The organism is Chryseobacterium sp. FH1 (assembly GCF_000735135.1).
Classification (GTDB): Bacteria; Bacteroidota; Bacteroidia; order Flavobacteriales; family Weeksellaceae; genus Epilithonimonas.
This window is the reverse complement of record NZ_JPLZ01000006.1, coordinates 1,406,445-1,418,618: the sequence shown is the minus strand read 5'-3', so window position 1 is coordinate 1,418,618 and position 12,174 is coordinate 1,406,445. Positions and strand designations below refer to the sequence as shown.

Annotated in this window: 11 protein-coding genes; 9 read left to right on the top strand and 2 right to left on the bottom strand. The window is 38.5% G+C overall.

Translation table 11 applies throughout. The annotated features are described in order from the left end of the window. Positions 1-263 precede the first annotated feature (263 nt). From IO90_RS13355 to IO90_RS13335, 5 genes are all read left to right on the top strand, one after another. Positions 264-854, top strand: a complete 591-nt coding sequence (locus IO90_RS13355) for a TetR/AcrR family transcriptional regulator (RefSeq protein WP_034967468.1) — start codon at positions 264-266, stop codon at positions 852-854. 78 nt (positions 855-932) lie between these two features. Next, on the top strand, positions 933-2,030 hold the full coding sequence (locus tag IO90_RS13350) for an alkene reductase (RefSeq protein WP_034967465.1): 1,098 nt from the start codon (positions 933-935) through the stop codon (positions 2,028-2,030). Positions 2,031-2,057: 27 nt separating this feature from the next. After that, the gene (locus IO90_RS13345; protein ID WP_034967462.1) at positions 2,058-2,786 is read left to right on the top strand and encodes an SDR family oxidoreductase; all 729 of its coding nucleotides are present in this window, start codon (positions 2,058-2,060) and stop codon (positions 2,784-2,786) included. A 27-nt stretch (positions 2,787-2,813) separates the two neighbouring features. After that, entirely contained in the window at positions 2,814-3,581 is a 768-nt protein-coding gene (locus IO90_RS13340; protein WP_034967460.1) for an SDR family oxidoreductase, read from the top strand. A 5-nt stretch (positions 3,582-3,586) separates the two neighbouring features. Next, positions 3,587-4,585 carry an NADP-dependent oxidoreductase gene (locus IO90_RS13335; RefSeq protein WP_034967457.1) on the top strand — a complete coding sequence of 333 codons (999 nt, stop codon included), beginning with the start codon at positions 3,587-3,589 and terminating at the stop codon, positions 4,583-4,585. A 39-nt stretch (positions 4,586-4,624) separates the two neighbouring features. On the opposite strand, the gene IO90_RS13330 is transcribed toward IO90_RS13335, so the two are convergent. Then, positions 4,625-6,208, bottom strand: a complete 1,584-nt coding sequence (locus tag IO90_RS13330; protein ID WP_034967455.1) for a Na+/H+ antiporter — start codon at positions 6,206-6,208, stop codon at positions 4,625-4,627. A gap of 423 nt (positions 6,209-6,631) precedes the next feature. Between IO90_RS13330 and IO90_RS13325 the strand changes: the two genes are divergently transcribed. From IO90_RS13325 to IO90_RS13310, 4 genes are all read left to right on the top strand, one after another. Next, a complete protein-coding gene (locus tag IO90_RS13325) occupies positions 6,632-7,168 on the top strand; it encodes a YceI family protein (protein ID WP_034967451.1) in 537 nt (178 codons plus the stop codon). Positions 7,169-7,209: 41 nt separating this feature from the next. After that, a complete protein-coding gene (locus IO90_RS13320; protein WP_034967448.1) occupies positions 7,210-8,496 on the top strand; it encodes a hypothetical protein in 1,287 nt (428 codons plus the stop codon). Positions 8,497-8,565: 69 nt separating this feature from the next. Further along, positions 8,566-9,066 (top strand): YceI family protein, encoded by a 501-nt coding sequence (locus IO90_RS13315; RefSeq protein WP_034967445.1) that lies wholly within the window; start codon positions 8,566-8,568, stop codon positions 9,064-9,066. Between the two features lie 518 nt (positions 9,067-9,584). Beyond that, complete coding sequence (locus IO90_RS13310; RefSeq protein WP_034967443.1) at positions 9,585-11,732, top strand: endonuclease MutS2; 2,148 nt, start codon at positions 9,585-9,587, stop codon at positions 11,730-11,732. 42 nt (positions 11,733-11,774) lie between these two features. On the opposite strand, the gene IO90_RS13305 is transcribed toward IO90_RS13310, so the two are convergent. Then, positions 11,775-12,152: a hypothetical protein gene (locus IO90_RS13305; RefSeq protein ID WP_034967440.1), complete on the bottom strand. Its 378-nt coding sequence runs from the start codon at positions 12,150-12,152 to the stop codon at positions 11,775-11,777. Positions 12,153-12,174 lie beyond the last annotated feature (22 nt).

The window sequence follows — 12,174 nt, the reverse complement described above, 5'->3', positions numbered from 1 at the left end:
TAAGATTACTATACTAAGTAATAAATGCATGATAAAGTAGGATGTGTTATTCCAATTAAATTAGTAAAATTGAAAACAATACAGCTAATACAGAAGGATATCCTAATTTATTCAACATTGATTTTAAGTTAAATTTGGCTTTCACTTGTACTATCAGTTAAACATCTTAATTCACTGAATTATCTACAATTAAAAAAATAATTTAAAAAAACAAATAGACATTAATATACTTTTTAGTATATTTGCATCATAATTCAATACCAATGTTGACCAAAGCAGAAAAGACAAAACAATTTATTCTGGAAACAGCTGTACCTCTCTACAACAAGAAAGGTATTTCTGGTGTGAACATTGACAACGTTTTAGATGAGACCAAACTGACCAAAGGCTGTCTCTACGGCCATTTCGAAAATAAAGATGATCTCACCGAGCAGGTGGTTGAATTGATGCTGAAAAAAGTGTCGGACAAAATGCATCTCGCAGTTTCAAATGCTAAAACGACTAAAGCTAAAATAGCAGCATTCCTGGATTTTTACAAAGACCCCATAAATACTTATATTTCAGGAGGTTGTCCTATTTTCAACACAGCCGTGGAAGTAGATGACAATTTCCCCATTATCAAGCAAAAGGTTGCGACATTGTTCAGAGTCGGGCAGGAAGGACTTAGTTCTATTTTGCGGGAAGGCATTGCCAATGGTGAATATTCTACCAAGCTCGACCCTGTGGTTTTTGCATTCAAACTTGTGGCATCTGTAGAAGGAGGTATTGTAATGTGCCGAACGATGGACACGATGAAACCGATGCAATCACTCATCAAAAATCTAAAAGCAGAATTAGAGCAATACGCAATCTAATTTTTTTAATCAAAAATAGACCAAAAAGTATATTTTAAACATATTTAATCATACAAAATATTTAAAAACAACAAACTTATGAGTCATACAACATCATTATTTGAGTCTTTTCAACTCAACGATTTACAACTAAAAAACAGAATGGTAATGGCACCATTGACCCGAAGTCGCTCTGATAATCCAGAACACACCGCAACAGAATTGAATGCCAAATATTACAGCCAAAGAGCGTCAGCAGGCCTTATCATCACAGAAGGAACTGTCATTAGTGAAGAAGCAGTTGGCGTTATCAATGTCCCAGGTATTTACAGCCATTCCCAAATCGAAGGTTGGAAACTCACGACATCAGCTGTTCACGAGAAAGGAGGTAAAATCTTTGCGCAACTTTGGCACACGGGCGCCAACTCACATCCCGACCATCACAATGGAAGCGCTCCTCTCGCACCGTCTGCATACAATCCGAATGTGGAAGTCTTCACGCCTACAGGATTCAAAAAAAGTGAAAGCTCCAGAGCGATGAGCATCGATGACATCAAACAAACGGTTTCAGATTTCAGACAAGGTGCAATCAATGCTTTCGAAGCTGGCTTTGATGGTGTGGAATTACATGGTGCAAATGGTTATTTGCTACAACAATTCTTCAGTAAAAATAGTAATCTACGTGAGGATGCGTATGGTGGTTCAATCGAAAATCGCGCAAGAATCCTTTTCGAGATCTTGGATGAATTAAAAAATGTGGTAAATCTTAGCCATGTTGGAATTCGCTTGAATCCTTCGTTGAATGGCATTATGGGAATCTCGGTAGATGACGAGACCATTGCATTTTATAATTACGTTGTCAACAGATTGAATGATTACGGATTAGCCTATATCCACCTCATCGAACCTTTTACGGATGTTACAGACAATCCGGATGCGATACAGGAAGTTGCAAAGCATTTCCGTAAAATTTACAACGGCACCATGATCATCAATAGAGGATTCAACAAAGAAACCGCTACCAAAGTACTGAATGACGGCGATGCCGACCTTGTATCTTTCGGCGTTCCCTTCCTTGCAAATCCGGATCTGGTAGAGCGATTCAAAACTGATGCTGCACTCAACGCTCCCGACCAAAGCACATTCTACACGCCTGGCGAAAAAGGCTACACAGATTATCCATTTTTATCAGAATAATTTTGAACCAAATTTTAATATATCAAAATGAAAACAACAGGAAACACCATATTCATCAGTGGCGGAAGTGCCGGAATTGGACTAGCACTTGCTAAAAAACTAAGTGAAGCAGGCAACAAAATCATTATTAATGGAAGAAACGAGGAACGGCTTCAAAATGCCGCATCCCAACTAGAGAATACATCTTCTATTCAGGGTGATCTTTCCGATAAGGCAGATCGTATTCGAATTGTAGAAGAACTACATCAAAAACATCCGGAAGTCAACATTATCATTAACAATGCTGGACTTGCCTTCCTCAATGATCTGAACAATCCAGAGATCAGTTCCGCAGATCTTGCGGCAAATGAGATGAATACGAACTATGTCTCTGTAATTGATTTTACAGAATTGATGTTGCCCTCTCTCCTTGAACAATCGGAAGCTGCAATCATCAACATCTCTTCTATCGCCGCTTTCCGTGGAAACAAATATGCACCAACCTACGCAGCAAGCAAGGCTGCTTTGAACAGCTACACGCAAGGACTCAGAGACACTTTTGCAGAAAACGAAAAACTGAATATTTATGAAGTTTATCCACCACTGGTCAACACGGAATTTTCAGCAGAAATTGGTGGCGCTAACGGAATTCCGCCATCCGAAGTTGCCAATGAATTGTTTTTAGCCCTAGAAAAAAATCAGTTTGAAGTTCCGGTTGGTGACAGCAAACAAATTCATGCCTTGATCCATCCGATCATAGAGCAATTACCTCATTAATTTTTTAAAGTATTAAATTTAAATCTTATGAAATTAAAAGGAAAAACCATTCTGATCACAGGTGGCGCGTCCGGCATCGGACTCGAAGCTGCAAAGCAATTTTTAGAAATTGGCGCCAAGGTCATCATTACCGGGAGAACACAATCGAAATTGGACGCGGTGAAAAAAGAATTTCCATCCATCGTTACGATACAAAGTGATGCAGGAAAAGAAGCTGATGCTAAGTCCCTTTTTGAAAAGGTGAAAGAATTAGGTGGCATTGATATTTTATACAATAATGCAGGTGTCCTTGTGCCACCTGCAAATCTCGGTATTCCAAATAATAAACATCTTGAGGGTGCGGCTTACGAAATGGAAGTTAATTATCTGGGTGTCATCCGTCTGAATAATCTTTTTTTGGATATGCTAAATTCCAGAAATGAATCTGCAATCATCAACACCACATCAATACTAAGCATCACGCCTTCACTAATCGAAGCGACCTATTCCTCCTCTAAAACTGCATTGGCATTCTACACTGTATCGCTTCGGGAACATTTAAAAATCATTGGAAGCAAGGTGAAAATATTCGAATTGATCCCACCACTTGTGGCGACAGAAATGACGGCTGAAAGAAACGACAAGAAGATAACGCCTAAGAAAATGATCGACGGTCTCATCCACGGTTTGACAAAAGACCATTACACCATCCGAGTGGGTGACGCTAAAATCTTTACCTTTATCAACAGATTCTTTCCGAAAATAGGCTTTAACATCATCAATCCAAAACAGAGTCATCAACTTTTAAAAAATTAATAAAAATGAAAGCATTCCTCATCAACAGCTACACGAAAGATGGACTTCAGATTGCAGATGTTCCGGCGCCAACAGTCGGTGACAATGATGTTTTAGTAGAAGTTCATTCCGCCAGCATCAATCTTTTGGATTCGAAAATCAAAAAGGGAGATTTTAAATTGTTTTTGCCTTATGAATTTCCATTAATTTTAGGACACGATGTTTCTGGAATCATAACGGAAGTCGGTAAGAATGTTAAGAAATTCAAAGTGGGTGACGAGATCTATTCAAGGGTTCCGGATTTTCACATCGGGACTTTTGCGGAATATATTTCCATTAATGAACAATATGTTGCCATCAAACCAAAAAACCTGACGATGGAGGAATCTGCTTCAATACCTTTGGTAGCGCTGACTGCGTGGCAAGCGTTGGTTGAAAAAGCAAATTTGATGAAAGGACAGAAAGTCTTTATCCAAGCGGGTTCCGGTGGTGTTGGAACTGTAGCCATTCAACTCGCAAAACATTTGGGAGCAACTGTTGCGACGACCGCCAGTGAAAGAAGCTTTGAACTTTTGAAGAATCTGGGAGCAGATGTTTTGATTGATTATAAAACGCAAGATTTCGAAAAGATGCTTAATGATTACGATGTCGTACTCAACAGCCAGGACAATAAAACATTAGAAAAATCAATCAAAATTTTGAAAACAAATGGTCAGGTGATATCTATTTCAGGTCCGCCCACTCCGGATTTCGCCAAAGAAATGGAATTACCTTGGTATCTAAAGATTGTTTTGTCACTACTCAGTTTCAGCATCAGAAGCAAAGCAAAAAAGCGAAATATCGACTACTCTTTTCTCTTTATGAAAGCCAATGGAAATCAATTGGAGAAAATCACAAAGCTTATTGAGTCTGACATCATCAAACCTGTAATCGACAAAATATACCCTTTTGAACAGACCAATGAAGCCTTGGAATATGTTGAAAGCGGACGTGCTAAAGGAAAAGTGGTGATTAAAATAAGGTAATATATTTTAATTTAAAAATGAATCTTTCAAGATTTCAACTTAAATCCGCTTCAACCTTTCCTCCTCCAAATCAATCTGATACAATTGCTGGCGGATGATTTCCTCGTTGATATCTTGGTCTTTGTTCAATTCCGTCAAATATTCGCGCTGGCTGTCCAGAATTTCGATGAAGATTTGCTTCGTCTCTCTGTTCATCCAGTTTTCGTCGTTTACTTTGGTGCGCTCTTCCCATTGTTTCAGGGTTTTCTCTATGATTACATTGCCTTGGTATTTGTTTTCGTATTTGTCTTTTAAGACTTCGTAAACGTGTGTTTTCAAACCTTGCTTCATTTTCAGTTTGGTGACCTTTTCACTTTCTTCAGCAAAGGCACCATCAAAAAATCCTGTTTTTCTAATCAAATATGGCAATGTAAGACCTTGAACCAAAAGCGTCAGCAGAATCACGATGAAAGTGATAAATAATATCAAATTCCGGTGCGGAAAAGCCTCATCATTGTCCAAAGTCACTGGAATTGCCAAAGCAGCTGCCAGAGAAACCACTCCACGCATTCCCGTCCAACCTAATAAAAGTGGCATCAACCATCGGCGCGCTCTTGAAGATGCGTGAGGTTGCACACTTGGCCTGAAAATGATTGTCGAAATCAATGCAGTGTACGAACTTATCATTCTCGCAACAATCAGAATTCCAGTTACCAAAATCCCATAACCTATTGCTGTACGAAGTGGAATTCCCTCTGCACGGATGCCTGAGACAATCTCTGGAAGCTCCAAACCGATAATCAGAAACACAATTCCATTCAAGATAAAAACAAAGCTTTGCCAAACGCTGTATCCTTGTATCCTGCTGGCACTATTCAGAAAAACCAAACGTTTCAACGACATATACAAACCACCACAAACAACAGCCATCACGCCGGAACTGTGAACTTGCTCGGCAATCCAGTACATCAGATAAGGTTCAATCAATGTCAATGCAATGTCGGAAGGTGCGTCTGTAGGCAAACGTTTATGAGCCTGAACAAAAAGCCAGGCAATCAACAAACCGATTCCTGCACCACCAATTACCATCCACAGAAAACTAAGCGTCGCTTCCTGCCAAACAAATTGTCCTGTCCCAACAGCAACCAAGGCAAATCGAAAGATAATCAGAGAAGATGCGTCATTCAACAAACTTTCGCCTTCGAGAATAGCAGAGGTGGATTTCGGAATTTTAACAAATTTCATAATTGCTCCAGTACTCACCGCATCTGGCGGAGAGACAATTCCACCTAAAAGAAATCCTATCGCAATCGTAAATCCCGGAATAAAGTAATTGGTGACCAAAGCCACCGAAAGTGCCGTAAAAAATACAACCAAGAAAGCGAAACTTCCAATGATGCGCCACCACTTCTTCATTTCTTTAAATGATATTGCCCAAGAAGCCTCAAACAACAATGGCGGAAGGAAGATAAAGAAAATAAGATCCGGATCTATCCGAACAACCGGCAAACCTGGGATAAAACTCACAAGCAATCCGCCGACAACCAATAATATGGGATAAGCAATCCTGAGTTTTGCAGCCCACATATTGAGGAGAACGATGGCCGCAATCATTGCAAGCAGAAATGGAAGTAAAGTATGCATTAGAATTTTGTGTTTTCGAAATGTAAAAGTAAGAAATACTGTGAATTCTTAAAATACAAATTTACTATCAAAATTCAAAGATGACTTCCGTCATATAACTTTATAAATTCCTTAATAATTTAACATTTTTTATAAGATTTCAAAAATTTACAAACTGATATTCATCATCAATCAGTGACCTAACAAATGTCATATCTGATTATTCTTCAAACGAAGTAAACAAAGAGTATTCATAAATTTTAAAATAAAACTGAAATAAGATAAAATCTATAACCATCATTGGTAAAAATTATCAAGATGGCAATCTACAACTTTAATAAGATTTTTGTCAGTATAAAAAAATAGCAAAATGATTACAATCCCTATACCTTTGTCCTATCAATAATGAAATATATATAATTATAACAATCAAATTTTATGAAAATGAAAACAATTACAAATTTAATGAGCATCGGGTTAGTTTTAGGTTTTGCATTATTACCACAATTATCAAATGCACAAAAAATAACTCAGAAAACAACGAATATAAAAATAACTGGAACATCACCAATGCACGATTGGGAAATGACCGGTTCAACAGCCACTTTTGTGGGAACCGTAGCTGGCAGCACGATCAATAATGTGACCTTCATTGTCCCGGTAAAAACCATCAAAGCTGAAAAAGGAAAAACGATGGAGAAGAAAGCTTACGATGCTTTGAAAGCTGATAAGACTCCAAACATTACATTCTCCGCTCCTACACTGAGTGTTGGAAAAAGCAACATTACAGGAAAATTGACCATCGCAGGTGTTTCTAAAAATGTAAGCTTCCCAGTGAACGTGGCCAAAAAAGGTAATGGTTACGTGATCGATGGATCAGAAAGCATTAAGTTATCAGAATTCGGGATGGACAGACCTGGATTTATGGGCATCAAAACCGGTGATGTGGTGACTGTCAAAGTAAACATCGTAGCAGAGTAACTGAAAACAAAACTGAATAATAACTGAATAATTTTAATATTATGAAAAGAAATCTATTGAAAGCCAGCTTCATCGCCGCTTTACTAACCGCAACATTCGCACAGGCACAGGAAGGCAAATTGGACAACCTGAAACCAAGAGACAAAAGTGGAATCACAGTGTTCGAAAATCCAAAAGACACGATTTCAACCTTCGATCATTTAAGAGTGAAAGTTGGAGGCGCATTTGCATTGCAGTTTCAAGGATTACAACATAAAAACAACGCAACTCCTGTTCTGAATGCTGCAGGCTTGAATACCAATCAGCTTTTTGACATCGGAAACAACATCAACCTGCCAACCGCCAATTTGGATTTGGATGTAGCTCTATACGACGGCGTAAATCTACACTTGAGAACATTTCTATCTTCCAGACACCACAATGAAACTTATGTAAAAGGTGGATATCTACAAATCGACAAGTTGGATTTCATCCAAAAAGGTTTTGCTGAAGATATTATGAAATATACAACCATCAAAGTAGGTCAAGACCAAATCAACTACGGTGATGCGCAACTGAGAAGATCCGACAATGCCTACGCCATTATGAATCCCTTCGTAGGAAATTACTTGATGGATGCCTATGCAACGTTTCCTTTCGCAGAGGTCTATTATAGAAGAAACGGCGTAATCGTGATGGGTGGTATCACCAATGGCAGACTTAATCAAACCGCAACAGGAGGCACAAGTGCGGGGATCTATGGAAAACTGGGCTATGACAAACAACTGAACAGCGACTTAAGAGTAAGATTGACCGGATCTTTCTACAACATTGCAAGAGCACCAAGATTGGATTTCTACAATGGAGACAGAGCGGGATCTAGATATTATTTCGTGATGGAGAACACCGCCGCGACATCTTCTGCAAACCACAGATCTGGAATGGTAGACCCTGATTTCCAAAACACTTTGACTACATTTATGATCAATCCATTTGTAAAATACAGAGGTTTAGAATTCTTCGGAATCTTCGAATCTGCATCTGGACGCAACCTGGCAGAAACCGAAAGAAGAACCTACAACCAATATGCCGCAGAACTCATCTACAGATTTGGAAATACGGAAAACTTCTACTTCGGTGGGCGATACAATAAAGTGGATGGAAAACTAATCAGCGGAGAAGACATCAGCGTAGATAGATACAACATCGGTGGAGGTTGGTTTATGACCAAAAACATTCTTACAAAATTAGAATACGTCAACCAGAAATATGACGGATATCCAGAGGCAAACATCAGAAGAGATGGCGAGTTCAAAGGATTTATGTTGGAGGCGGTGATTTCTTTCTAATATTCAGTTAACGAGAAGCAGAGGAAACTCTCGGGAAACCTCTGCTTTTTTCTTAAAAATACAACTACTATGAAACTTCTCTATTTGCTTTTCGGTTTTATCACCATCGTCGCTCAGGCACAGGACAACTTCGTTCAGATCAACGGGAATACGAATGTCAACAGTTTCAGATGTGTCAACAACAAGTTCAAAGCAGAAACCGGCGTTTACACATTTTCAGAAAAGACACTACCAAACATCATTCTAAAAGTCAACGATTTTGATTGCGGAAACAAAATGATGACCAAAGATTTTCAGAAAATCCTGAACTCAGAAAAATATCCGGAAATGACCATCAAGTTCATCAATTTTACCAAGACTCAAAAAAGTTACAACGCAGTCGTAGAAGTCAGAATGATGAATCAAAGCAAAAGATACAACGTAGAATTCAATGTAGAAAACAACAAAATGATTGGCCGGAAGAATGTGAAATTCAGTGATTTCAACATCACACCACCGAAAAAAATGGGCGGAATGATCGTCGTAAAAGACGACCTGAATCTCATCTTCAGCCTATCAACCAAAATCTAAAAACAAATTTTTCATAATACTTTTTCATACAATTAGATTTTTCAATGCAACATCGCTGGTTTTTCCGGTGATGTTGTTTTTTTGTAAAATGATTTGGGCGTCTGTATCCGTCTTCCGCTCCCAATCTTTTTTACAAACGATTTCTCTCTAAATAGAATTTTTGTTTACACAAAAAAGGATTTCCGCTCAAGCCAGGACGCGCTTCGCAATTATCGACGATTCTATTTCAAAATAAAGTGACAATATCCATTTTAAATACTCATCATTTTAAAAAAAACAATCCTCAAATTAAATTCAAAGATTCAAAGCTGTCAGTCTGAGGATCTCGAAGACCAATAAAAATTCAATTTCTGAAAGAAATTTCCAATATGAACTTTCAAACAAAGTTCAAACGCCTAACAATTTATCAAAGCTGTCAGTCTGAGGTTCTCGAAGACATATAAAAACTCAATTTCTGAAAGAAATTTCAAATGTGAATTTTCAAATTTTAAAACATTTCAAATTCGTAAATTTGCATTGTGAATATCAATCAAGCAGACCTTAATGAATTAGAATTTCCGGAACTTCTTTCGGAGATCGCCCCTTTCGCATTCTCGCCAAAAACGGCAGACAAAATAATGGAACTTCGTCCAATGCCCATAGACGAAGCAGAAATATCCTTGAAAAAAACCTCAGAATTCCTTTCAAGCTTCGAAAGTTCAACAGCAGTTCCCTTTAATGAATACGAGGACATCGAAGAAGAATTGAAACTGATGCTGATCGAGAATTTTCGATTGGAAAACAAATCCTTCATCAGAATCAAAACGATGACGGAGCAGATCGGGAAATTGCAAAGATTTTTCCCTCAACTTTCAGAGCTTTTCCCAACACTTCTGGAAGAGATCAAAGATTTGGAATTCCGAAAAGAAATTGTTGACAAAATCGACAAGGTTTTCAACCGTTTCGGAGACGTAAAAACCGAAGCGTCGCCGATTCTGAAAGTCCTTAGAACAGAAATTCAGCACGCGAGAAAAACCATTGATGAAAACTTTAACAGAGCTCTTTTCAATTACGGACAAAGTGATTTTTTGGATGACATCAAGGAAAGCATTATCGAAGATCAGCGAGTTTTGGCCGTGAAATCCGGATTCAAAAAAAGAGTCAACGGAAGAGTTTTGGGCATTTCTAAAACGGGTTCTATTACTTTTATCCAGCCGGAAAGTGTCGTTAAACATTATTTCAAACTGAAAGAAAATCAGGAAGAAGAGAAAAAAGAAATCGATAAGATCCTGAGAAAACTGACCGCCGAAATTGCAGAATTCCAACCCCAACTTTCAAATTATCAAACTTATATCTTTGACTTAGACCTAATCCGAGCCAAAGCAAAATTCGCTGAGAAAGTGAATGGAATTTTACCAAAAATCAATCGCCATCACACTTTGAGATTGCGTGAAGCTTTTCATCCGTTGCTTTGGATCAGGAACAAAGCGGAGAACAAAGAGATCTTCTCACAAACGATATCCTTGACGGAACACAACCGAATTGTCTGCATCTCCGGACCAAACGCCGGTGGAAAATCCATCACGCTGAAAACCGTTGGATTGTTACAATTGATGATTCAGAGTGGCATCTTGGTTCCTTGTCATCCAAAATCGGAAATGTTCTTTTTTGAGAAAATAATGACGGACATCGGTGACAATCAATCCATTGAGAATCACTTATCAACCTACTCTTCCCGACTGAAAAAAATGTCTGGAATGATCAAACAGGCCGACGGAAAATCGCTTTTGTTGATCGACGAATTTGGAACTGGTTCCGATCCGGAATTGGGTGGCGCGTTGGCAGAAAGTTTCCTCGAATTCTTCTATGACAAAAAAAGTTTCGGGATCATCACGACGCATTACACGAACATCAAACTGGTCGTGGAAAATCTTCCTGCAGCCACAAACGCCGCAATGCTTTTCGATGAAAATTCCCTTGAACCATTATACAAATTGGAAGTTGGACAAGCTGGAAGTTCTTTCACTTTTGAAGTGGCGGAGAAAAACAGAATTCCGAGATTCATCATCAATTCTGCAAAGAAAAAAGTGGAACACGACATTGTGAATCTTGACAAAACGATTGTGAAACTTCAGCAGGAAAAATTTGAGGTTGAAAAGATAAAATCTGACCTTTCGGAAAAGCGAGATTCTGTAGAAGACAAACGTGACAATCTTCAAAAACTGAACGAGCAACTTCAGCAAAAACTTCATAATTTCCAAAAATTGTATGAAGACGAACACCGCAAACTACAATTCGGAAACAAGATAGAATCCTTCATCGACAGTTATGTGAAAGGGAAATCAAGAAAAGATGTGGTGAAAGATTTCGTGAAGATCTTGGAACAGGAAAAATTCCGAAAAATTGGCGTAGACAAAGACGAAAGCAAACGTCTGCAAGTCATCAAACGAAAAATAACGCAACAACTCAAGAAAGAAGATGTTCAGGAAAAAATCGTTGAAACCAACGAAAAACTAGAAGAAAAGCGCGTTGCCGAACGTGCAATCTGGATGAAAGTGGGTCAGCGCGTCCGCATCAAAGGCAGTGCGAGTGTTGGAACGATTGACGAAATCAAGAAAAACAAAGTCACCGTGAACTATGGAACTTTCAAAACCACGATTGATTCTGGGGAATTGGAGAGGATTTAAAACCCAAAAAAACGATCCCAAATTCGGGATCGTTTTCATTTTTTATGCGTTGAAGTGAGATTTCACTTCTTCCAGAACTTGCTCTTCGCTCAGTTGCGAATCGGTTCCTAGTTTGATATTCAGATTTTTGTATTGCGCTGTGTCCAAAAGGTGATTTCTCAATTCTTCCTGAGAAGTTCCTGGCCCAGTCACATAAAGATCTGTACTGTTGGTGATGATTTTTTCGATTTCCTTGTAGAACTTCGCTTTGTTGGTTTGTTCTACATTGTTCGCCGCGTTTTCGTTAGAATTTCCGTGTTGAACATCTGCTTTCACCGTTTCTTTCACTTCAAATTCAGAAACATCCTGTCCATCGTGATTCGTTACTACAATTGCTTTTCTGCCGTCTATCCAAAGTCCGGCTACTTTTTTATCAGTCATAATTTTTTGATTTGAATGATAG

Bases quoted from the DNA above. Each gene is read 5' to 3' on its own strand.
- IO90_RS13355 (WP_034967468.1), top strand. From the start codon at position 264: ATGTTGACCAAAGCAGAAAAGACAAAACAATTTATTCTGGAAACAGCT.
- IO90_RS13350 (WP_034967465.1), top strand. From the start codon at position 933: ATGAGTCATACAACATCATTATTTGAGTCTTTTCAACTCAACGATTTA.
- IO90_RS13345 (WP_034967462.1), top strand. From the start codon at position 2,058: ATGAAAACAACAGGAAACACCATATTCATCAGTGGCGGAAGTGCCGGA.
- IO90_RS13340 (WP_034967460.1), top strand. From the start codon at position 2,814: ATGAAATTAAAAGGAAAAACCATTCTGATCACAGGTGGCGCGTCCGGC.
- IO90_RS13335 (WP_034967457.1), top strand. From the start codon at position 3,587: ATGAAAGCATTCCTCATCAACAGCTACACGAAAGATGGACTTCAGATT.
- IO90_RS13330 (WP_034967455.1), bottom strand. From the start codon at position 6,208: ATGCATACTTTACTTCCATTTCTGCTTGCAATGATTGCGGCCATCGTT.
- IO90_RS13325 (WP_034967451.1), top strand. From the start codon at position 6,632: ATGAAAACAATTACAAATTTAATGAGCATCGGGTTAGTTTTAGGTTTT.
- IO90_RS13320 (WP_034967448.1), top strand. From the start codon at position 7,210: ATGAAAAGAAATCTATTGAAAGCCAGCTTCATCGCCGCTTTACTAACC.
- IO90_RS13315 (WP_034967445.1), top strand. From the start codon at position 8,566: ATGAAACTTCTCTATTTGCTTTTCGGTTTTATCACCATCGTCGCTCAG.
- IO90_RS13305 (WP_034967440.1), bottom strand. From the start codon at position 12,152: ATGACTGATAAAAAAGTAGCCGGACTTTGGATAGACGGCAGAAAAGCA.